At 66.7% G+C, this 22,568-nt stretch carries 18 protein-coding genes; 9 read left to right on the plus strand and 9 right to left on the minus strand.

The genetic code is table 11. The features are described from left to right. Positions 1-9: 9 nt before the first annotated feature. A complete protein-coding gene (locus AC1KAR_RS02145) occupies positions 10-1,719 on the minus strand; it encodes a bifunctional protein-serine/threonine kinase/phosphatase (RefSeq protein WP_480314244.1) in 1,710 nt (569 codons plus the stop codon). Between the two features lie 185 nt (positions 1,720-1,904). Here AC1KAR_RS02145 and nirB point away from each other — a divergent pair, with 185 nt between their 5' ends. The 4 genes from nirB (at position 1,905) to ybiB (ending at position 8,657) form a co-directional block, all read left to right on the plus strand. Then, the gene (gene nirB / locus AC1KAR_RS02150) at positions 1,905-4,364 is read left to right on the plus strand and encodes a nitrite reductase large subunit NirB (RefSeq protein ID WP_480314245.1); all 2,460 of its coding nucleotides are present in this window, start codon (positions 1,905-1,907) and stop codon (positions 4,362-4,364) included. Between the two features lie 46 nt (positions 4,365-4,410). Then, positions 4,411-4,836, plus strand: a complete 426-nt coding sequence (gene nirD / locus AC1KAR_RS02155) for a nitrite reductase small subunit NirD (RefSeq protein WP_480314247.1) — start codon at positions 4,411-4,413, stop codon at positions 4,834-4,836. A 23-nt stretch (positions 4,837-4,859) separates the two neighbouring features. Beyond that, positions 4,860-7,625 carry a nitrate reductase gene (locus AC1KAR_RS02160; RefSeq protein WP_480314248.1) on the plus strand — a complete coding sequence of 922 codons (2,766 nt, stop codon included), beginning with the start codon at positions 4,860-4,862 and terminating at the stop codon, positions 7,623-7,625. A gap of 78 nt (positions 7,626-7,703) precedes the next feature. Continuing rightward, positions 7,704-8,657, plus strand: a complete 954-nt coding sequence (gene ybiB / locus AC1KAR_RS02165; RefSeq protein WP_480314250.1) for a DNA-binding protein YbiB — start codon at positions 7,704-7,706, stop codon at positions 8,655-8,657. 123 nt (positions 8,658-8,780) lie between these two features. Here ybiB and nadB read toward each other — a convergent pair whose 3' ends face one another. After that, positions 8,781-10,511: an L-aspartate oxidase gene (nadB, locus tag AC1KAR_RS02170; RefSeq protein ID WP_480314252.1), complete on the minus strand. Its 1,731-nt coding sequence runs from the start codon at positions 10,509-10,511 to the stop codon at positions 8,781-8,783. Between the two features lie 122 nt (positions 10,512-10,633). On the opposite strand from nadB, the gene AC1KAR_RS02175 reads away from it, so the two are divergent. The 4 genes from AC1KAR_RS02175 to AC1KAR_RS02190 all read left to right on the plus strand — a co-directional run bounded on the left by AC1KAR_RS02175 (position 10,634) and on the right by AC1KAR_RS02190 (position 14,438). Next, complete coding sequence (locus tag AC1KAR_RS02175) at positions 10,634-11,917, plus strand: roadblock/LC7 domain-containing protein (protein ID WP_480314254.1); 1,284 nt, start codon at positions 10,634-10,636, stop codon at positions 11,915-11,917. A gap of 74 nt (positions 11,918-11,991) precedes the next feature. Beyond that, on the plus strand, positions 11,992-12,693 hold the full coding sequence (locus AC1KAR_RS02180; protein WP_480314256.1) for a hypothetical protein: 702 nt from the start codon (positions 11,992-11,994) through the stop codon (positions 12,691-12,693). A 120-nt stretch (positions 12,694-12,813) separates the two neighbouring features. Further along, positions 12,814-13,785 (plus strand): 5'/3'-nucleotidase SurE, encoded by a 972-nt coding sequence (gene surE / locus AC1KAR_RS02185; protein ID WP_480314258.1) that lies wholly within the window; start codon positions 12,814-12,816, stop codon positions 13,783-13,785. A gap of 11 nt (positions 13,786-13,796) precedes the next feature. After that, positions 13,797-14,438, plus strand: coding sequence for a hypothetical protein (locus AC1KAR_RS02190; RefSeq protein ID WP_480314260.1), 642 nt, complete (start codon positions 13,797-13,799; stop codon positions 14,436-14,438). Between the two features lie 63 nt (positions 14,439-14,501). Here the strand turns inward: AC1KAR_RS02190 and clpB are convergent, their stop codons facing one another. The 3 genes from clpB to AC1KAR_RS02205 form a co-directional block, all read right to left on the minus strand. Continuing rightward, a complete protein-coding gene (clpB, locus tag AC1KAR_RS02195; RefSeq protein ID WP_480314262.1) occupies positions 14,502-17,093 on the minus strand; it encodes an ATP-dependent chaperone ClpB in 2,592 nt (863 codons plus the stop codon). Between the two features lie 66 nt (positions 17,094-17,159). Beyond that, positions 17,160-17,540, minus strand: a complete 381-nt coding sequence (gene crcB, locus AC1KAR_RS02200; protein ID WP_480314264.1) for a fluoride efflux transporter CrcB — start codon at positions 17,538-17,540, stop codon at positions 17,160-17,162. After that, a complete protein-coding gene (locus AC1KAR_RS02205) occupies positions 17,537-18,019 on the minus strand; it encodes a molybdenum cofactor biosynthesis protein MoaE (protein ID WP_480314266.1) in 483 nt (160 codons plus the stop codon). Before AC1KAR_RS02205 ends, crcB begins: the two co-directional genes overlap by 4 nt. A 263-nt stretch (positions 18,020-18,282) precedes the next feature. Between AC1KAR_RS02205 and dapA the strand changes: the two genes are divergently transcribed. Then, positions 18,283-19,167 (plus strand): 4-hydroxy-tetrahydrodipicolinate synthase, encoded by an 885-nt coding sequence (dapA, locus tag AC1KAR_RS02210; RefSeq protein WP_480314268.1) that lies wholly within the window; start codon positions 18,283-18,285, stop codon positions 19,165-19,167. Here dapA and AC1KAR_RS02215 read toward each other — a convergent pair. From AC1KAR_RS02215 to thrC, 4 genes are read right to left on the minus strand one after another with little or no spacing between them, the layout of a single operon-like run. After that, positions 19,164-19,415 carry a MoaD/ThiS family protein gene (locus AC1KAR_RS02215; protein ID WP_480314270.1) on the minus strand — a complete coding sequence of 84 codons (252 nt, stop codon included), beginning with the start codon at positions 19,413-19,415 and terminating at the stop codon, positions 19,164-19,166. The genes dapA and AC1KAR_RS02215 overlap by 4 nt on opposite strands. After that, positions 19,412-20,644, minus strand: a complete 1,233-nt coding sequence (locus tag AC1KAR_RS02220; protein ID WP_480314272.1) for a molybdopterin molybdotransferase MoeA — start codon at positions 20,642-20,644, stop codon at positions 19,412-19,414. The genes AC1KAR_RS02215 and AC1KAR_RS02220 overlap by 4 nt, the downstream gene beginning before the upstream one ends. Further along, entirely contained in the window at positions 20,607-21,146 is a 540-nt protein-coding gene (gene mobB, locus AC1KAR_RS02225) for a molybdopterin-guanine dinucleotide biosynthesis protein B (protein ID WP_480314274.1), read from the minus strand. The genes AC1KAR_RS02220 and mobB overlap by 38 nt, the downstream gene beginning before the upstream one ends. A 4-nt stretch (positions 21,147-21,150) precedes the next feature. Continuing rightward, positions 21,151-22,557, minus strand: a complete 1,407-nt coding sequence (thrC, locus tag AC1KAR_RS02230; protein WP_480314276.1) for a threonine synthase — start codon at positions 22,555-22,557, stop codon at positions 21,151-21,153. Between the last annotated feature and the right edge of the window lie 11 nt (positions 22,558-22,568).

Here is a 22,568-nt window from a genome sequence, read left to right on the forward strand (position 1 = left end):
GCGTCTGGCTTACCGGGTTGGCAGGAACAGCAACCAGTAGATCAACAACAGGTTGAAGAGCACCGACACGGCGAGCCCGGCCTTCCAGAGCAGGCTGGGGTCGCGCGCGATCAGCGGTGCGTTCGCCTGTGCAGCCAACGGGCGCGATGCGCCGCGCTGCAGCGCCAGCTGGAACTCTTCGGCCGTTTCGAAACGCTGCTTCTTGTCGAAGGCGATGGCCTTCAGCACGATGTGATCGAGCCAGATCGGCACGTCGGGTCGGTGCCGCGACGGCGGCCGCGGCGGGCGACGGTAGCGCGCCGTCTGGTAGGGCTCGATGTCGCCGAACGGTAGATGTCCGGTGAGCAATTGATAGAGGCTCACGCCCAGCGCGAACAGGTCGGTCTGTGGGTCGACCGGCTCATCGCTCCACAGCTCCGGGTTCATGTAGCTGGGCGTGCCGGCATGCAGGCTGCGCTGCTCGGCAGGTTCGTTGCCTGACACTGCCACACCGAGATCGAGCAGCCGCAATTGGCCGTCTTCGCCCAGATGCAGGTTTCCAGGCTTGATGTCGCGATGGACGACACCCAGCCGATGCAACTGCGCGATGGCCTTGGTGGCAGTCAGGCACCAGCCCACCACGTCGCCCACAGGGATCAAGCCCTCGCCGCGCTGTGCGGCGATCTGTTCCAGCGTTTTGCCGGCGTGCCAGTCGAACAGCAGGTAGAACGCGCTGGCATCCTTCACCTCATGCAGCTTGACGAAGCCAGCCCCCGCCCGCTCATTGACGCGCATGCCCAGCCAGGCCTCGTGCGCCAGCATCGCGCGCTCTTGAGGATCGCCGGCGCGCGACGGATGAAGTGTCTTGACCACACGCAAGCTGCCGCTGGCATGGTGTCGAACCTGGTACAACAGGTGTACACCCGTGTCAGCCACCAGCCCCGTGACGCTCAGGCCATCGATCTCGTCGCCCACCTTCAATCGGGGTGGCGCAGGGAGCTGGCGGCTGAGCAGCATGGCGTCTTCGAGGCGGGAACGAGCGAGGCCGAGTACGCGCACCACGAGCGCTGTCGCATTGTCTGGCGTGCCCGCCGCCAGGGCGGCCCGCACGATGGCCGCGCTGGCATCCTGCGCCGACAACGAGGGCTGATCCAGCAGCTTCACCATCTGCTGGCTGGAGAGCCTGGCGTGAACGCCGTCGGACACCAGGACGAAGGTGTCCCCCAGATGCAACTCGCCCTGGATGTAGTCGACGCGAACCGCGTCTTCTTGCCCCATGGCGCGGGTGAGCTGACTGCGCAGATCAGGGTGGTCGAGACAGTGGTCTTGCGTGAGACGCCGGCACTCTGCCCCGCGCACCAGATAGGCGCGCGTATCACCGACGTGCGCCACCGTCCAGCTCTGACCGCGCAGCGCGAGGGCCGTCAGCGTGCTCATGGCAGCACCGACATGGCGCCGGTTGTGCATGGCGAGCCAGCTGTTCTGCGCCGTGATGATGCGGTCCAGCACCACGCTGGTGTCCCACGTGGGGGGCGCTGAAAAGTAGTCCTGAACGAGGGAGACCACACTCGTCTGAGCGGCCATGAGGCCGTCGCCACCGGCCGACACGCCGTCGGCGATGGCGGCGATGAAGCCCAGCGCTTCCTCGTGTTCAGCGGGGCGCATGGCCGCCGCGAAATCTTCGTTGTGAGTGCGCGGGCCACGATCGCTCGTGTAGCCCATGTCGATGTCAAAGCTCATGGCGGGGGCCTGCGCACTCAGGCGGGGCGCTTGGTAGATGCGCACCCTGGCTAGCAAGATGCTTGCCCGAACTTAGTGCGCCAGGCACCAGATTGCAGCCGAATTGGGGTAACCCCCTGGCACCATGTTTGCTTCCTTTAGGGGCACTGAGAACAGTGTTGAACAGTGTCAGAGGAAGCACCTGCATGAAGAAGATGAAGCTGGTGATGGTCGGGAACGGGATGGCCGGGGTTCGCACCCTGGAAGAGCTCTTGAAGATCGCTCCCGATCTGTACGACATCACCGTGTTCGGCGCCGAGCCGCACCCCAACTACAACCGCATCCTGCTCTCGCCGGTGCTCGCGGGTGAACAGACGCTGGAAGAGATCGTCCTCAACCCGCTGAGCTGGTACGAAGAGCACAACATCAAGCTGCACCTGGGCAAGAAGGTGGTAGATGTCGACCGCCGCAACCGAATCGTCAAGGCCGCAGACGGCACCGAAGAACCCTACGACCGCCTGCTGATCGCCACCGGCTCCAACCCTTTCATCCTGCCCGTGCCGGGCAAGGACCTCGAAGGCGTGATCGCCTACCGCGACATCGCCGACACCAACACGATGATCGAGACGGCGCAGAAGTTCAAGCATGCCGTCGTGATCGGTGGCGGGCTGCTCGGCCTCGAAGCTGCCAATGGCCTGATGCTGCGAGGCATGACCGTCACCGTCGTCCACATCATGCCGTGGCTGATGGAGCGCCAGCTCGACAACACCGCCGGCAAGCTGCTGCAGAAGTCGCTGGAAGACCGTGGCCTCAAGTTCATGATCGGTGCGCAGACACAAGCCCTGATCGGTGATCAAGACAGCGGCAAGGCCGGCCGCGTGATGGCGGTTCAGTTCAAGGACGGCACCGAAGTCCCGGCCGACCTCGTCGTGATGGCCGCCGGCATTCGCCCCAATACCGAACTCGCGCTGAAGATCGGCCTGCACTGCTTCAATGACGGCCGAGGCGGCATCGTCGTCAACGACACGATGCAAAGCATCACCGACCCACGCATCTACTCGGTCGGCGAATGCGCTGCGCACCGCGGCATCGCCTACGGCCTGGTGGCGCCGCTGTTCGAGCAGGGCAAGGTGTGCGCCACGCATCTGGCCGAGTTCGGCATTGGCCGCTACCAGGGTTCACAAACCTCCACCAAGCTGAAGGTCACCGGCATCGATCTGTTCTCGGCCGGCGAGTTCATGGGCGGAGATGGCTGCGAAGAGATCGTGATGAGCGACCCCTACGGCGGCGTCTACAAGAAGCTCGTCATCAAGGACGACAAGCTGATCGGCGCCTGCATGTACGGCGACACGGTCGATGGCAGCTGGTACTTCAAGCTGCTGCGCGAAGGCCGAACGGTCAACGACATCCGCGACAAGCTGATGTTCGGCGAATCGAATATTGGCGACACCGGCCACGAGGGCCACAGCAAGGCCGCCGCCATGGCCGACACCGACGAAGTCTGCGGATGCAACGGCGTCACCAAGGGCGCCATCTGCAAGGCCATCACCGAAAAGGGCCTGTTCACGCTCGAAGAGGTGCGCAAGCACACCAAGGCCAGCGCATCGTGCGGCTCGTGCACAGGCCTGGTCGAGCAGCTTCTCATGTTCACCGCCGGCGGCGACTACTCGGCCACGCCCAAGAAGAAGGCCATGTGCGGCTGCACCGACGCCAGCCACCAGGAGGTGCGCGACGCCATCCGCGAGCAGAAGCTGATCACCATTGACAGCACCTACAAGGCGCTCAACTGGCGCACGCCCAACGGCTGCTCGAGCTGCCGCCCGGCCGTCAACTACTACCTCATCAGCACCTGGCCCAAAGAGGCCAAGGACGACCCTCAGTCGCGCTTCATCAACGAGCGCAGCCACGCCAACATCCAGAAGGACGGCACCTACTCCGTCGTTCCGCGCATGTGGGGCGGTGAGACCACGGCCGATGAACTGCGCCGCATCGCCGATGCGGTCGACAAGTACAAGATTCCCACCGTCAAGGTCACCGGCGGCCAGCGCATCGACTTGCTGGGCGTGAAAAAGGAAGACCTGGTCAATGTCTGGAAGGACATCGGCATGCCCAGCGGCCACGCCTACGCCAAGGCCTTGCGCACGGTGAAAACGTGCGTGGGTAGCGAGTGGTGCCGCATGGGCACGCAAGACAGCACCCAGATGGGCAAGGATCTCGAGCGCGCCATGTGGCGCATGTATGCCCCGCACAAGGTGAAGTTCGCCGTCTCGGGCTGCCCGCGCAACTGCGCCGAATCGGGCATCAAGGACGTCGGCATCATCGGGGTCGATTCCGGCTGGGAGATGTACATCGCCGGCAACGGCGGCATCAAGACCGAGGTGGCGCACTTCCTCGTGAAGCTGAAGACCTCCGCCGAGGTACTCGAGTACACCGGCGCCTTCTGTGAGTTGTACCGCCAGGAGGGCTGGTACCTGGAGCGCACGGTGCACTACGTGAACCGGGTGGGCCTGGACTACGTGAAGAAGCGCATCCTCGATGACGCCGAGGGCCGCAAGGCGCTGTGGGAGCGCTTGCAGTTCGCGCTCGATGGCGAACCCGACCCCTGGTTCGAGTTCGACAAGGCCCAGTTGGACACCCGCCAGTTCACGCCGGTTCATGCGGCCTGAACAGCGATCCGCCCGCACTGCTCACGACCCTATCGAGACTCGCTTCATGCCCCACTGGACTCTCATCTGCCACACCGAAGACATCACGCCGCTGGGCGCGCGTCGCGTCACGCGCGCCAAAGGTGCGCCCGTAGCCGTGTTTCGCGCCCAAGACGACCAGATCTTCGCCATCCTCGACCGCTGCCCGCACAAGGGCGGCCCTCTCAGCCAGGGCATCGTCTTTGGCACCAACGTCGCCTGCCCGCTGCACAACATGAGCATCGGCCTGGCTGACGGCCGTGTGAAGGAGCCCGACGAGGGCTGCGTTCCCAAGTTCGCCGTCAAGCTGGAAGACGGCGCGATCTATCTCGACTCCGACGAGCTCGGCTCCCTGGGTGTCGACCTGGCCCTGCCTGTGGCCGGTCCGTGTGCGACCCGCGGCGCTGTAGGCGGTGGGCAAGTCTTCGACGTACAGACACCCCATACACCTTGAACCTGCCCAGCAGGGGAGTCGACATGCAGGAAACACGTACCACCTGCCCGTACTGCGGCGTGGGATGCGGCGTCATCGTCGAGAGCGACGGGACGCAGATCACCGGTGTGCGGGGCGACCCCGATCACCCCGCCAACTTTGGCCGCCTGTGCACGAAGGGCAGCACCCTGCACCACACGGCCAGCCAGCCCATCACGCTGCAGGCCCGCCTGCTGCAGCCCGCCCATCGCCCTGCCCGCAAGCAACCCGCACAAGCGATGTCATGGGATGCCGCACTCACCCTGGCAAGCGACAAGTTCGCCAGCGTGATCCGTGCGCACGGGCCCGACGCTGTGGGCTTCTACATCTCGGGCCAGTTGCTGACCGAGGACTACTACGTCTTCAACAAGCTCGCCAAGGGGTTGATCGGCACCAACAACGTCGACACCAATTCGCGCTTGTGCATGAGCAGCGCGGTGGCCGGCTACAAGGCCACGCTGGGCGCCGACGCGCCACCGGCCTGCTACGACGACGTCAAGCACGCGACCACGCTCTTCATCACGGGGTCGAACACCGCCTACGCGCACCCGATCTTCTTCCGCCGCATCGAAGACGCGAAGCGCGCCAACCCCGGCATGCGGATCATCGTCGTCGACCCGCGCCGCACCGAGACGGCCGAGATGGCCGACCTGCATTTGCAGATCCTGCCCGGCACCGATGTCGCGCTCTATCACGGCATGCTGCACGTGATGCTCTGGGAAGGCCTCATCGATCAGACCTACATCAACGCCCACACGCAAGGCTTCGACGCGCTGCGCAACCGAGTGCGCAACTTCAATGCCAAGGAAGTCGCCACCGTCTGCGGCATCACCGAAGACGCCCTGCTGCAGGCCGCGCGCTGGTTCGGCGAGGCGAATGGCCGCACGCTCTCGCTCTACTGCCAGGGGCTCAACCAGAGCAGCAGCGGCACGGCCAAGAACGCCGCACTCATCAACCTGCACCTGGCCACTGGCCAGATCGGCAAGCCGGGTGCGGGCCCCTTCTCTCTCACCGGGCAACCCAATGCGATGGGTGGCCGGGAAGTCGGCGGGCTCGCAAACCTGTTGAGCGCCCACCGCGACCTCGCGAACGCCGCTCACCGCGCCGAAGTGGCCAGCCTGTGGGGTGTCGACGACGTGCCCGCCGCCCCGGGCCAGACCGCCGTCGAGATGTTCGAAGCGGCGGCCGACGGCCAGATCAAGGCGCTCTGGATCGCCTGTACCAACCCGGCCCAGTCCATGCCCGACCAGACCACCGTGCGCCGCGCGCTGGAACGGGCCGAGTTCGTCGTCGTGCAGGAAGCCTTCAACTCGACCGCCACCTGCGACTACGCCGACCTTCTGCTCCCGGCCACCACCTGGGGCGAAAAGGATGGCACCGTCACCAACAGCGAGCGCCGCATCACCCGCGTGCGCCCGACCATCACCGCGCCCGGCGCTGCCCGCCACGACTGGGCAACGGTGGTCGATTTCGCTCAGCGCCTTGAGAAAGTACTCCGCCCAGGCCGCCCCACGCTGTTCCCGTACGACACGCCCGAGTCGGTGTGGAACGAGCACCGCGAAAGCACCCGCGGCCGTGACCTCGACATCACCGGCCTGAGCTATGCCCGCATCGAAGCCAAGCCCGCGCAGTGGCCATTCCCCGAGGGCGCCAGCGACGGGCGCGTGCGCCTGTACGAAGACGGCGTCTTCCCGACAGCCAGCGGGCGCGCGCAGTTCGCCGACGTCGACTACGACAAGGTGGCCGAACCGCGAGACGCGCGCTACCCGTTCTCTCTCAACACCGGCCGGCTGCGCGATCAGTGGCACGGCATGAGCCGCACGGGCACCATCGGCCGTCTGTTCGGCCACGTGCCCGAACCCTGCGTCGAGCTGAACGCGCAGGACATGACGCGCCTGTCTCTCAACGAAGGCGACCTCGTCTACCTGACTTCGCGCCGGGGCTCGATCGTGATGCCCGCCCGCGCCAGCGAGCAAGTCGCCACCACACAGGCGTTCGTGGCCATGCACTGGGGCGAGGAGTACGTATCGGGCAGCACCAGCACGGGTGCGCGCATGACGGGCATCAATGCGCTGACCACGCCGGTGTTCTGCCCCAAGTCCAAGCAGCCCGAACTCAAACACGCCGCCATCAAGATCCTGAAGGCCGAGCTGCCATGGCGGCTGCTCGGCGTGGCTTGGTTGCCCGAAGACAAGGCCATGCTCGCACGCCAGCAGCTCAAGGCCGAGATGGGTGCCTTCACCTTCGCGAGCTGCGTGCCCTTCGGGCGCGAGCGTACGGGTGTGCTGTTCCGCGCCGCCGCGTACGAAGCGCCACCCGACGAACTGATGGCGCGCATCGAAGGCATCCTGGGCCTGGGCGGCGCCGAGGTGCTGCACTACGTCGACAAGCGGCGTGGCCAGCGCCGCACCATGCGGCTGGCGCAGGTCGGCGAGAAGGTGCAGCTCGAAGGCTTCTTGCTCGGCGGCGACATCAGCGCCGAGGTCTGGATCAAGCCGCTGTTGCAAGACGAGTTGCCCGCGCAGGCCTATGGCCGCCTGCTGCTGGTGCCTGGCGCACGCGCGCCGGTGGCGGTGCAATCGCGCGGGCGGCAGGTCTGCACCTGCTTCAACGTATCGGAGCCCGACATCCTCGGCACGCTCGAAAGCTGCCAGGGCGAGCCCGACGAGCAACTCGCGCAACTGCAAGGTGCGCTCAAGTGCGGCACCAACTGCGGCTCGTGCATCCCTGAACTCAAGCGCATGATCCGCATGCAGGTTCGCGTGGGGTGACCGCCGGTTTCTAGAATCGCGGTCCCCGGTGTGCATTGCATGGCCCGGGTCTTGCGGATACGGAATCAGGGACACACCATGAGCATCAGCCACTACATCAAGGAAATCGGCCGCGGCAAGGACGGCGCGCGGTCGCTCGGCGCAGAACAGGCGCACGACCTGATGTGCCAGGTGCTCGATGGCCGCATCACCGATCTCGAACTCGGCGCCTTCGCGCTGGCCATGCGCATCAAGGGCGAAACCGTGGCCGAGACCGCCGGCTTCCTGAAGGCCGCCACCGAGCGCTGCGTGCCCATCGCCACCAGCCGGCCGGCGGTGATCCTGCCGTCGTACAACGGTGCGCGCAAGCTGCCCAACCTGACTCCGCTGCTGGCCCTGTTGCTGGCGCAGGAGGACATCCCGGTGCTCGTACACGGCATGCCCGAAGACCCAAGCCGCGTGACCACGGCCGAGATCTTTCACGACCTGGGTCTGCCCATGGCACGCGACGCCGAAGACGTGGCCGCGGCCTGGCAACGCCACGAGCCGGTCTACATGCGCACCGACGCGCTCTGCCCGCCACTGGCGCGATTGCTCGACGCGCGCTGGACCATCGGCCTGCGCAACTCGGGGCATACCGTGGCCAAACTGCTCGACCCCTGTGCTGCGGGCACGGCACTGCGCGTGGTGAACTACACGCACCCCGAATACGCGACCATGCTCACCGAGTTCTTGCAACACACGGTGGCCAACGCCATGCTCATGCGCGGCACCGAAGGCGAGCCGGTGGCCGACCCGCGCCGCACACCGCGGCTCGATGTATTCATCGACGGCGTGCTGCGCAGCGATCTCAGCACGTCAGCGCACGATGGCGTTCTGCGTGAATTACCAGTGTTGCCGCGCACCTGCGACGCCGCCACCACGGCGGTGTATATCCAATCCGTCATCAGCGGCGAGCAGCCCGCTCCCGCGCCGCTGGTGCGACAGGTTGAAGCGCTTCGCACCGCCCTTGCCGCCTTGCCGAACGCACACCCGCAGGAAAAATCCGCATGAGCAGGCGCCTCGGCCGGGTCATGCTCGCGGGGGCTGGGCCCGGCGCCCCGATCAGCTGACGATCAAGAGCGTGACTGCCATTCACGCATCTCGCTGCCGTCAACTCACTCGCAAGCCGCCTGATCAGCGCCAGAGGCCCGTCGGCCCTGCCCCCTGGGCCTGCGGCTTGCCACGCGAGCGCCCCGCCGGGCGCATCAGGATCGTCGGGAAGCTCACCGGCAGCGTCTGCGGGAAGTCGCGGCTGTAGTGCAGGCCGCGGCTCTCGTGGCGCATCAGGGCCGAGCGCACGATCAGCTCGGCGCAGTCGACCAGGTTGCGCAGTTCGAGCAAGTCGCGCGTGACACGGAAGCTGCCGTAGTAGTCGTCGATCTCGCTGCGCAGGAGCTGGATGCGGTGCAGAGCGCGTTCCAGGCGCTTGGTGGTTCGCACGATGCCCACGTAGTTCCACATCAGCAGGCGCAGTTCGTCCCAGTTGTGGGCGATGACGACCTGCTCATCGGCGTTCTCGACCTGGCTCTCGTCCCAGGCGGGCAGCACGGGTGTCGACTCCGCCGAGCGCGCCATGATGTCGTCGGCGCAGGTCTTGCCCAGCACCACGCACTCGAGCAGCGAGTTGCTTGCCAGCCGGTTCGCGCCATGCAGGCCGGTGTAGGTGGTCTCGCCCACGGCATACAGGCCGGGCAGGTCGCTGCGGCCCTTCAGATCGGTGACCACACCTCCGCAGGTGTAGTGCGCCGCCGGCACCACCGGAATGGGCTGCTGCGTGATGTCGATGCCGAGCTTGAGGCAGCGCGCATAAATGGTCGGGAAGTGCTCCTTGAGGAACTCGGCGCCCAGGTGCGTGGCATCGAGCAGCACGTAGTCAACGCCATGCTTCTTCATTTCGAAGTCGATCGCGCGGGCCACGATGTCTCGCGGTGCCAGTTCACCGCGCTCGTCGTGCTCGAACATGAAGCGCGTGCCGTCCGGCAGCTTGAGCTGCCCGCCCTCGCCGCGCAGGGCCTCGGTAATGAGAAAGCTGCGCTCCTGCGGGTGGTACAGGCAGGTCGGGTGGAACTGGATGAACTCCATGTTGCCCACGCGCGCACCGGCCCGCCAGGCCATCGCGATGCCATCACCCGTCGACGTGTCGGGGTTTGTGGTGTAGCGGTAGACCTTGCCCGCGCCGCCCGTTGCCATCACGACCGCCGCTGCAGGCAGGGTCTCGACGCGCTGGGCGGCGATGTCGAGCGCGTAGACGCCGTAGCAGCGCGGCTGTTCGTCGATCTTGAGGTGCCGCGAGGTGATCACATCCACCGCCATCCAGCGCTCCAGCAGGCGGATGTTCGGGTGGCGCGCCACTTCATCGAGCAGTACATCGTGGATGGCCTTGCCGGTCGCATCGGCTGCGTGGGCGATTCGGCGCACCGCATGGCCGCCTTCACGTGTGAGATGCAGGCCGAGCGGGCCGTCGGGGTCGGGCGAGAACGGAACACCACGCGCCACCAGCCACTCGATCGCCGCTGCGCTGTGTTCGGCAATGAAGCGCGCGGTGTGCTCGTCGACCAGGCCGGCGCCGGCGTCTTGCGTGTCGCGTACATGGGATTCGATGCTGTCGTCCGTGCCCAGCACGCCGACGATGCCGCCCTGCGCCCAGGCCGTCGCGCCCTCGTTCCTGCTGCGCTTGGCCAGTACGACCACCGGCTGGGTCTCCGCCAGATGCAAGGCCACGGTCAGGCCCGCGAGCCCCGCACCGACGATCACCACGGGGAGCTTCGACGAGGCGGACACGGGGGTGGTCATGGCGGTTCGGAGCCGAAGTTCGAGGGAGCCGGAGATTCTATCGACGGGGTGCCTCGCAGACCGGCCAGGCACACGACGCCCTGCTTGGCCTTAGGGATGTGCGCAGCCGCCCAGCCGTTGTGAAATCGTCCGCATCGCATCACGTCACACTTTGAAACATTCGCCCTACACTGCGGCGATTGGCAAGGCCACTCATGTCGACCTACCCCACCAGCCACCCCTCAACCCCCACCGGCGACGACGACGGCTGGCAGGCCACGCGCGCGCAGACCATCGTCGCGACGCAACTGCTGGAACGCGACGACGACCACGAGGGCGGTGCGGCGCCCGACATCGGCCGCCAGATCAACCCGGTGCAGCGCGAGCTGTTCGTCTCGTGCGACCCGGGCGAAGCGCTGCAGCAGCAGTTCGACCACCTGCAGCCCGAGTTCATCGCGCTGCATGACGTGGGCACGCAGTCATCGCGCAAGCTCCTCGCGGGCGTGGCCGCAGCCAGCAGCCGCCATGTGCAGAAACTCGTCGTGCGCCGCCAGGGGTATGGCACCTCGCTCGCCACGATCGAGTTCATCGACTTCACCGAAGGCCGGCGCTCGTTGCGCATTTACTCCACGGAGACCGATGCCGACACCGTCGCCCGGCAGGAAATCGCGCGCGTTCTCTTGAGCTACAGCCGCCTCGGCGTGATGCTGGTGGGCGACATGCCGCCGCACCTGCTGCAGTCCACCTTCGAGCCGCTGCGCGAGGCGATGATCCGCAACACTTGGCACAACCGGCAGATGCTGCTGCTGCCGTTGGCGACCTCCACCGCGCTCACTCAACAAGGCACCGAGCTCAGCCGCGGCACCGGCGTGCACGTGCGCACCACACCGCAGGTGACACGGCCCGCCGACGCCTGGGCCTTCATCAGCGGCACATGGAACCGGCTGCGCGAAACCCTGCACACGGATGCTCGCGGCCCGCTGCCTCAATTGCCCGGCGCCAGCAACCGCCCTGCCGGTGCGGCGCCGGTTGCGCCCGTCGCGCAGCCACCCGCGCCCGCCCCATCGCCCACCGCCCCCCTGGCCATGAAGCCCATGCCCACCGTAGGCCAAGCAGAGCCCAAGCCAGCGGATTCGCTTTTGGCACGGTACGTGGAACAACTCGTCGGGCTGACCGGCATGGTGAGCGTGGCGATCTTCGACGTGGCTACCGGCCAGCCGGTGCTGCATGCCGGCGCGCGGCCCGGCGCCGACGAACTGGCGCAACACGGTGCCACCCTGCTTGCCGCCATGTCGCAGACCAGCCGCACACTGGGCCTCGGCCACACGCTGCCCGAAGCCGCGATCACGCTCGGCACCCATCACTTGCTGCTGCGCGCCGTGCACAAGCACCCCGGCCTGGCGCTCCACGCCGTGCTCGACAAGACGCACGCCAACCTGACGCTTGCGCGCTTGCAGATCCAGCGCATGGACGCGGTGCTCGACAACTCCGGAAGCTGATCGCTTACAGGGTATCGGCGCCCTCCACAGCCGCCCCGGCAGGCGGCGAGCACGTGGCGAGACACAATCCACAGATGGACCGCCTCGCCACCCAACTCGACCGCCTCTACGGCCCGCTCACCACCGAGCCGCAGCAAGCGGTGCGAGCGCTCGTTCTCGAACTCACCGGCACCGACGCCTGGCAACGTCTATCGAACGTCTGGCAGGGCGTGCAAGAAGCGCTCGAACTCCCCGCCCCAGCCATCGCGGTGTCGGGCACGAACGGCTTCCAGTTGTGGTTCGCTTTGGCCACGCCAGTCACACCTGCCGCTGGGCAAGCGTTCCTCGACGGGCTGCGTGCTCGCCACCTGTCAGACCTGCCCGCGCCCCGCGTGCACACGTACATCGGCGAGGCACGCCCTCGCGTGCCCGCCGAACAAGCCGGCGGCAACTGGTCAGCCTTCATCGCGCGCGATCTCGCACCAGTGTTTGCCGAAACACCCTGGCTGGACATCCCGCCAGGCGCCGACGGGCAAGCCGATCTGTTGACCGCGCTGCGCACCATCTCTGCGGACCAATGGGGAGCGGCATCGGCTGCGCTGAGCACACCACCGCCCGCGGCAGAACCGAGCGCGCTGACACAGGCCGCTTCCTCGACCGCGGGAGCATCCACCTCGTTCACCGACCCGCGCAGCTTCCTGCTGCATGTGATGAACGACCTTGCCGCGCCCCTCGCTCTGCGGATCGAGGCCGCCAAGGCTCTGCTCACCGCATCGCGGCCCTCCGACGCGGAATGAACGCTGTTCGCACGGCTTCGCGGTTCTGAAGCGAGCGCGTCACCGAGTCGTCACGAAGCATCGGGATGATGCGGCCCGGTCTGCCAAGCCCGGCAGTCGCCTCAACCCGCATCACACCCCATGCCTTCGCAGTTCCGCGCCCTCGCTGGTGCCGCCCTGCTCGCCCTCGCGAGCCCCGCCTTCGCCCTCAACATCCTGGTCACGAACGACGACGGCCTGACCAGCAACCTCAAAGCGCTGTACGACGCGCTGAAGGCTGACGGCCACGACGTCATCGTCTCCGTGCCGTGCAGCCCGCAGAGCGGCCGCAGCGGCGGCATCGTGATGTACAGCAGCACCGTGATCGCCGCGACGAACGATGCACAAATCACCGCCGAGAACGGCTGCCACAACGGTGCGGCGCCGGTTGGCGCACCCGCGGCCGGCCCCTTCACCAAGGCCGGCTACACGAACGGCGACTTCTTCTACGCCCACGGCACGCCGGTGATGGCGGCGATGTACGGCCTCGACATCGTTGCGCACCAGCGTTGGTCCAAGGCGCCCGACTTGGTGCTCTCCGGCCCGAACGAAGGGCAGAACATCGGCAAGCTGGTGCTGAACTCCGGCACCATCGGCAACGCGCAGGCGGCCGCGATTCGCGGCATCCCGTCGATCGCTCTGAGCGCCGGGTCGAACACCGTGGACGACACCAACCTCGCCAACGCGAACTCGGCCGTCGTCGCCCAGCAGACGGTCAAGCTCATCAGGGAGTTGGTCGCGAAGGCCGGCGCCGGTGCGCTGCTGCCCAGCGGCCTGGCGCTGAACGTCAACTTCCCGAGCAACGTCAGCGCGACCACGCCATTCGCGTTCTCGCGCATCGGCAGCTTCGATCAGTACACGCTGAAGTTCAACGTGTCGACGGCCAACGGCGTCACGACCTACGGCATGGGCGGCGCCATCAATCAGGCGCAGCCGAGCGCCGCGCAGGCCGAGGACGAATCCGTCGTCAACCGCACCAAGATCTCGGTCAGCGCGATGCAGCTCGCATACGACCACCGCCCAGCCGGACAGCAGTGGCTGCGCCTGCGCCTGCGCAACCTGTTTGCGCAATGAGGGGCGACTGGATGAACCGACTTCTCCTGAGCGGCCTCGCGTGCGCGCTGCTGGCCGCGCTTGCCGCCTGCGGCGGTGACGACGCCGCAGAACCAGCGCCGACCATCGCCGTCGAAGACGCTGGCACCGGCACCTACGCTGTCTCCGTCGGCACCGCCGAAGCACTGACCACCGGCAAGTACTACGCCGCCGCCGACGGCAGCCGCCTGCTCGTGCTTCAAGGTGCGGACGAGCGCACGCACCAGGTCTATCGGCGCGCGGCCAGCGGCGGCGCGTGGACCGCCGTGCCGGCCGCCGCGAATGCCGTCAATGTCGCTCTCGCCACCAAGAGCGCCGTGGCCGTGAGCACGCCTACCGTGGCCGCACTCGCCGGCAGGTACCGCGTCGCGCTCGACAACGGCAGTGCCGACTTCACGCTCGCGGCCGACGGAAGCCTCGCGGCAGGAACGTCCACGTGCAAGCTGAGCGGCACCGTAAGCGCAGGCAGCTTCGCCGGGACGCTCAAGCTGACGCTTGCCACGAGCGGCTGCGGCACGCTGCCGGCATCGGCCAGCGGCGTGCTGGTGACCGATGCCGATGACCAGCCCGCGGCTTTCCGGCTCGTCGCAGACGACGGCCGCACCGTGGTCGACCTCTGGGCGTACGCAGACTGACGCCCCCTCAACGACAAAGGCCCCGGTGTCGCCACCGGGGCCTTTGTCTTGTGGATCGACCGCTCAGTGCACCACGCGGCTGAACGTGAACTGCCCGTCCTCCACGTCGACCGGGATCACATCCTTCGGCCCGAAGCGCCCCTCGAGAATCAGCTTGGACACCGGGTTCTCGATGCGCTGCTGAATCGCCCGCTTGAGCGGCCGCGCACCGAACACCGGGTCGAAGCCGACCTTCGCCAGTTCGCTGAGTGCGGCCTGCGACACGTCGAGCTTCATGTCCATCTTCTCCAGGCGGCCCTCCAGCACCTTGAGCTGGATCTTCGCGATCGATTCGATGTTGCTGCGGTCGAGCGCATGGAACACCACCGTCTCATCGATGCGGTTCAGGAACTCTGGGCGGAAGTGCTGCTTCACCTCGACCCACACCGCTTCGCGGATGATCTCGCTGTCCTGCCCCGCCATCTGCATGATCTGGTGCGAGCCCAGGTTGCTCGTCATCACGATCACGGTGTTCTTGAAGTCGACCGTGCGGCCCTGGCCATCGGTGAGGCGGCCGTCGTCGAGCACCTGCAGCAGCACGTTGAACACATCGGGGTGAGCCTTCTCCACCTCGTCGAGCAGGATCACGCTGTAGGGCTTGCGGCGCACGGCTTCCGTCAGCGCACCGCCTTCGTCATAGCCCACGTAGCCAGGCGGCGCACCGATCAGGCGGCTCACCGAATGCTTCTCCATGTACTCGCTCATGTCGACGCGGATCAGGTGATCCTCGCTGTCGAACAGGAAGCCCGCCAAGGCCTTGCAGAGCTCGGTCTTGCCCACGCCCGTGGGGCCGAGAAAGAGGAACGAGCCCGTCGGCCGGTTCGGATCGCTCAAACCCGAGCGTGAACGGCGGATGGCGTTGGACACGGCGCTGATGGCTTCCTCTTGCCCCACCACTCGCTCGTGCAGTTTGGTCTCCATGTGCAGCAGCTTCTCGCGCTCGCCCTGCATCAGCTTGGACACGGGGATGCCGGTCGCGCGCGCCACCACCTCGGCGATCTCTTCGGCACCGACCATCGTCCGCAGCAGCTGCGGGCGGCCCGGCTGGGCGCCCTTCTTCAGCTCCTTGGCCTGCGCGTCCTTGAGCGTCTTCTCAAGCTCGGGCAGCTTGCCGTACTGCAGCTCGGCGACCTTGTTGAAATCGCCCTTGCGCTTGAACTCCTCGATCTGCGTTCGGATGCGGTCGATCTCTTCCTTCACATGGGCCGACCCCTGGGCCGCGGCCTTCTCGGCCTTCCAGATCTCTTCGAGATCGGCGGCCTCGCGTTGCAGGCGGGTGATCTCTTCCTCGAGCAGGCCGAGCCGCTTCTGCGAAGCCTCGTCCTTCTCCTTCTTCACCGCCTCGCGCTCGATCTGCAACTGGATCAACCGGCGGTCGAGCTTGTCCATCGCCTCCGGCTTGGAGTCGATCTCGATCTTGATCTTGGCCGCGGCCTCGTCGATCAGGTCGATGGCCTTGTCGGGCAGGAAGCGGTCGGTGATGTAGCGGTGCGAGAGCTCGGCCGCGGCCACGATGGCCGGGTCGGTGATCTCCACGCCATGATGCACCTCGTACTTCTCCTGCAGGCCGCGCAGGATGGCGATCGTGGCCTCGACGCTCGGCTCGCCGACCAGCACCTTCTGGAAGCGGCGCTCCAGTGCTGCGTCTTTCTCCACGTACTTGCGGTACTCGTCGAGGGTGGTCGCGCCGATGCAATGCAACTCGCCACGCGCGAGCGCGGGCTTGAGCATGTTGCCGGCGTCGATGGCGCCCTCGGCCTTGCCGGCGCCCACCATGGTGTGGATCTCGTCGATGAAGACGATGGTCTGGCCTTCGTCCTGCGCCACTTCCTTGAGCACGCTCTTGAGCCGCTCCTCGAACTCGCCGCGGAACTTGGCGCCGGCCAGCAGCAAGGCCATGTCGAGCACCAGCACGCGCTTGTTCTTGAGCGAATCGGGCACCTCGCCCGCGATGATGCGCTGCGCCAGCCCTTCGACGATGGCCGTCTTGCCCACGCCCGGCTCACCGATGAGCACGGGGTTGTTCTTGGAGCGCCGCTGCAGCACCTGGATGGCGCGGCGGATCTCGTCGTCGCGGCCGATTACCGGGTCGAGCTTGCCCTGGCGCGCACGCTCGGTGAGGTCGAGGGTGTACTTCTTGAGAGCCTCGCGCTGGCCTTCGGCCTCGGGGCTGTCGACCTTCTGGCCGCCGCGCACCGCCTCGATGGCGGTGTCGAGCGACTTGCGGGAAACACCGTGCTCCTTGAGCAGCGGCCCGATGCTGGTCTTGCTGTCAGCCGCGGCCAGGATGAACATCTCGCTGGAGATGAACTGGTCGCCGCGCTTGCTGGCTTCCTTCTCGGCGCCTTGCAGCAGCGCGGCCGTGTCGCGGCTGGCCTGCACCTGCTCGCCGCCTTCAACCTGAGGCAGCTTCTTGATCTCGCCTTGCAGCGCCGCCTGCAGTTTGGCGGTGTTCACGCCGGCGCGGTCGAGCAAGGCTCGGGGGCCGTCGGCCTGGGCCAGCATGGCCGCCAGCACGTGGACGGGTTCGATGTAGGGGTTGTCGCCAGTCACGGCCAGGCTCTGGCCTTCGCCCAGCGCTTCCTGGAACTTGGTGGTGAGTTTGTCGAGACGCATTGAAATCCTCCGAATTGCAACGGATGTGAGGCGAATGGCCTCGTTTTCAAGCCTCGGGGCCGGATCTCAGCCCAGCAGGGCACGCATCAATCTAAAGCCAAGTGCCGCGCACGCAAGAGAGCCCACCACATGGGCCAGGGCATGCGCCATGGCGAGCGCGACGTGACCGCGCTGCAGCAGAGCGAGCGATTCGCCCGAGAACGCAGAGAACGTGGTCAGCCCGCCCAGAAAGCCCGTGACCAGCAACAAGCGAAGAAGATCGTTGGGCGTGCGCGCGAACCAGGCCAGGGCAGCGCCCATCAGCAGGCCGCCCACGCAATTGACCAAGAGAGTTCCGAGCGGGAAACCCGCCCAGCGTGCGTTCAGCCAGACACCCACGCCCCATCGCACCCACGCGCCACAGGCGGCCCCAACGCCCACCGCAACGAACTGCCCCGCCGCGCTCATGCGGCAGCGTTCCCGCTGGCAATGCCCCAGCGCTGCAGCGCGGCGTCGTCCTGGGATCGCGCGTCCACCCAGTGGGCCCCTTCGGGCGTGTGCTCCTTTTTCCAGAAGGGGGCCTGGGTCTTGAGATAGTCCATCAGGAACTCGCAGGCCTGGAAGGCCTGCCCGCGATGGGCGGATGCAACGACGACGAGCACGATCTGATCTTGCGGAGCGAGGGGCCCCACCCGATGGATGATGCGCACGCCCCGAATGTCGAAGCGCTCGTGCGCATCGTCGACCATCGCCTCGATCGCACGCTCGGTCATGCCGGGGTAGTGCTCGAGTTCCATTCGTTGCACCCCTTTGCCATCGCTCAGGTCGCGCACCGTACCCACGAAGCTGACGACAGCCCCTACACCGGCATCTGCGGCGCGCAGCGCGGCGACTTCCGTGGAAATGTCGAAGTCCTCGGTCTGGACGGTGACGTTCTTGGTGACCATGCATCGCATTGTCGGCCACAATGCCGCCCATGCTTTCGCGCTCCTTCTTCCACGCTCCGCGCTGCCCAGGCACGGCTGCATGCGCGCGCAAAGCCAAAAAGCAATCGCTCACCTGACCGGAGCGTTGCGGTTCCGTCCTCAGATGAGCGACGGAACCAGCGCAAGGCGTCAGACCCTTCTTCTTTCTTACCCGCCCCAGCCTGATCCCATCGCTCCTTTGAACGGGCCTGTCATCGGTCAATTCACGTTCAAGGAGATGCCCTGTGGCTCAGTTCGATTTCAATGGTTTGTGGATTCCCCTCGTCACGCCCATGCGTGACGGCGCTGTCGATGTGGAGGCGTTGCGCCGCCTCACAAGACATCTTGCGGACGAAGGCGCCAACGGCTTCGTTGCCTGCGGCAGCACGGGCGAAGCGCATTCGCTCAGCCATCGCGAGCAATTGCTGGTACTGGATACGGTGATCGGCAGCGCCGACACCAGGCCCGTGATGATGGGCCTGGCCGGCACGCAATCAGCCGAGATGCTGGAGCGGCTGCACCAGTTTGCGCAGGCCGGTGCGGGTGCCGCCCTGGTTTCGGCGCCCTACTACCTGCGGCCTTCGCAAGCGGGGCTGCTGGCTCACTACCGGCAATTGGCCGATGGCAGCACGCTCCCCGTCGTGCTCTACGACGTGCCCGCCCGCACCGGGGTCACGATCAACCTCGACACCTTGCTGGCCCTGGCGGCCCACCCGCGCATCGTGGCCATCAAGGATTGCGGGGGCGATGCAGAGAAGACGCGCGCTCTGATCGAAGACGCCCGCCTGGCCGTGCTGGCGGGCAACGACGAGGCAATCTTCTCTACGCTCTGCCTTGGCGGAGCCGGGGCGATCGCCGCGTCGGCTCATGTGTTGACGAGCAGTTTTGCCGGCTTGGTCGCCGCGCTTCGCGCATCCAAGCTGACCGAAGCACGGCGTTTCTGGCATGCGCTGGCGCCCGTCGTTCACGCCTTGTTTGCAGAACCCAACCCGAGCGTCTTCAAGGCCGTATTGGCTCGGCAGGGATGGCTGGCGAACGAGCTTCGTGCGCCGCATGCCTTGGCAAGCGCTGAAGGCGCGGCGCGTGCACTGGCGGCGCTGGACGCCGCGAAGCGCTCCCTTGGCGTTTAGCCGCCTGTGACGGGGGGGAAGAACGCCAGTTCGGCCCCATCGCGCAGGGCAGTGCTCTCGGCGCACAGCACTTGGTCGAGAGCGCAACGCACGGCCCGCCCGCGCGCCAGGGCCTGGGCGTGCGCACCACCACGTGCGATGAGGGCATCGCGCAGTTGGGCGATGGTGCTGCCTTCGGCAGCCTCAACGGATTCGGCGGCGCCGAGCGCCTCGCGCAACGAGGCGAAGTAGCGCACCGAGACCTTCATGCCACCCACTCCGCAAGCGAAATGAAGCGCACGGGGTCGCCACGCCGGATCGGGTTCTCCGGCGGGTTGTCGACCAGCCCATCGGCCCAGACGGTGGAGGTGAGAACGCCCGACCCCTGGTTGTCGAAGAGTTCGACGCCGCCGTCGGCATTGCGGCGAACGCGCAAGAACTCGCGGCGCTTGTCGGCGCGCGGCCAGTCGAAATCGGCACGCAAGTCCACGGCTTGCGGGCGCGCCGCATCAGCGCCTTGCAATCGCATCAACACCGGCCTCACAGCCAGCAGGAAGGTGATGAAGCTCGACACCGGGTTGCCAGGCAGGCCGATGAACCAGGCGCTGCCCTGCCCCGATCGCCGAACACTGCCGAACGCCAGAGGTTTGCCGGGCTTGATGGCCATCTGCCAGAGGTCGAGCGAGCCCTCCGCCTGGACGGCAGGCTTCAGATGGTCTTCCTCGCCTACCGAAACCCCGCCACTCGTGACGATCAGGTCGTTGCCCTCGGACGCCGCCCGCAACGCCTCGCGCGTGGCGGCGAGCCGGTCGGGCACGATCCCGAAGTCGGTGCACTCGCAGCCCAGCGACTGCAGCAAGGCGCGCAGCACGAATCGATTGGAGTTGTAGATGCCGCCGGGCTTGAGCGCCTCGCCGGGCATGGCGAGTTCATCGCCTGTGGAGAAGAGCGCCACGCGGGGACGACGAACCACGGTGAGCGTGGCAGCCCCCGCGGCGGCCGCCAACCCGAGCGCCTGCGGGGTGAGACGCATGCCGCGCCGCAGCACCTGGGCTCTGTGGGCCAGGTCTTCGCCACGGCGGCGAATGGCCAGGCCGGGCACTGGCACGGTGTTCACACGCACCGCACCATCGAGAGCCTCGCACTGCTCCTGCATCACGACGGCATCAGCACCAGGCGGCACCGGTGCGCCGGTGAAGATGCGCGCGGCGGTGCCGGGCTGCAGGGTCGTACCGACCGCCCCCGCTGCCACGCGCTGGCTCACCGGGAGAAGCGTGCCGGCGGCCGGCACGTCGGCACAGCGCATCGCGTAGCCGTCCATCGCGCTGTTGTCGAGCGGCGGGACGTCGACAAGCGAGCTCACGTCAGCCGCGAGAACGCGGCCAAGCGCATCGAAGGTCGAGACAGTTTCGCTGCCCGCGAGGGGCGTTACGGCAGCCAGCAGCCTCGCCAGGGCCTCGTCAAGCGTCAGCAGCGTCGAAGGGCGAGAGGTAGTCATAGCGGCTCGGGTCGGCCATCAGGAAATCAACCACCGCCTGCGGCTCGCTCAGGCCGAGCACGGGCAGTGAAGTCGGCTTGGGCAGCTTGCTCGGGTCGTCGGTGGCCACGGCCACGATGAAGGGGTCGTCGCCATAGCGCGCGGGCTCGCCGGTTTCTGCACGCCAGATCTCGATCTTGAGCAGGTCTGCGTGCTTGAAGCCTTCGACCAGCGCCCAATCGCAATCGGCCAGTTCGGCCAGCAGCTGATGAACCGTCGGGTCACCTTCGACCTCGTACTCGCGAATCTTGGCGAGCCTCTTGTTCGAGGCCACCACCACCTCGAAGGCCCCGGCCTGCCGGTGGCGCCAGGAGTCCTTGCCGGGTTGGTCGATGTCAAAGCTGTGGTGCGCGTGCTTGATGACCGACACCCGTTGCCCCGCTGCACGAAAGCAGGCGATGACCTGTTCGATAAGGGTCGTCTTGCCCGAACCCGAGAACCCGCTGAAGCCGATGACCTTCATGGCTTTACGCGTGCGCCGCGATGTAGGCCTTGACCGCTTCCGCATCGGCCTGCATCACCTCGAACCGCTTGGGCAGGCTCTCGATGCCTTGAAGCGCCGCCGGGCGATCGGGTTCGCGGCCCAGCGCCTCCACGATCGTCTCTGCAAACTTGGCCGGCAGCGCGGTCTCGAGCACGATCATCGGCACGCTGGCCTCGAGGTACTCGCGGGCCACCTTCACGCCATCCGCCGTGTGGGTGTCGATCATCAGGCCATGCTCGTTGTAGGTCTGGCGGATCGTGGCCACGCGATCGGCGTGCGTGCTGTGGCCAGAGAGGAAGCCGTACACCGAGATGCGCTCGAACTCGGCGGGGTCAAGCTGGAAGTGGCCCCGCTGCTCGAGTTGCGTCTTGAACATCTCGCGGGTGCGATCGCCATCCCGGCCGAGCAGGTCGAACACGAAGCGCTCGAAATTGCTGGCCTTGGAGATGTCCATCGACGGGCTCGACGTCTCGTACGTCTCTGCACTCGCGCGCGGGCGGTACGTGCCAGTACGGAAGAACTCGTCGAGCACGCGGTTCTCGTTGGTGGCAAGCACCAGCCGCTTGATCGGCAGGCCCATCATGCGCGCCACGTGCCCCGCGCAGATGTTGCCGAAGTTGCCCGAAGGCACGGCAAAACTCACGCGCTCCTCGTCGCTCGCCGTCGCCTGGAAGTACCCCGCGAAGTAGTACACCACCTGGGCCAGCAGCCGCGCCCAGTTGATGGAGTTCACCGTTCCGATCTTGTAGCGGCGCTTGAACTCCAGGTCGTTCGACGTGGCCTTGACGATGTCCTGGCAATCATCGAACACGCCTTCGATGGCGATGTTGTGGATGTTGGCGTCTTGCAGGCTGAACATCTGCGCCTGCTGAAAGGGGCTCATTCGGCCGTTCGGCGACAGCATGAACACGTTGACGCCCTTCTTGCCCCGCATCGCGTACTCGGCCGCGCTGCCCGTGTCACCGGAGGTCGCGCCCAGGATGTTGAGCGTCTCGCCACGTCGGCCGAGTTCGTACTCGAACAGGTTGCCCAGCAACTGCATCGCCATGTCCTTGAAGGCGAGCGTCGGACCGTTGGAGAGCGCTTCGAGAAAGAGCCCCGGCTGCACGGGCTTGAGCGGCGTGATCTCCGGGGTGCCGAAGACCTCGGGCGTGTACGTCTTCTCGACGATGCGGCGCAGATCGGCCTCGGGGATGTCGTCTATGTACAGCGAGAGGATCTCGAACGCCAGCTCGTGGTACGGCAGCGCTCGCCACTGCGCCAGCATCGAGCGTGTGACGATCGGATAGTGCGTGGGCAGGTAGAGGCCGCCGTCGGGCGCCAGGCCCTCAAGCAAGATGTCGGAGAAGCCGCGGGGGGTCTTGTCGCCCCGGGTGCTGAAGTACTTCATGGTCGCCTGGT

This window comes from Piscinibacter sp. PDB1-1 (assembly GCF_056675995.1).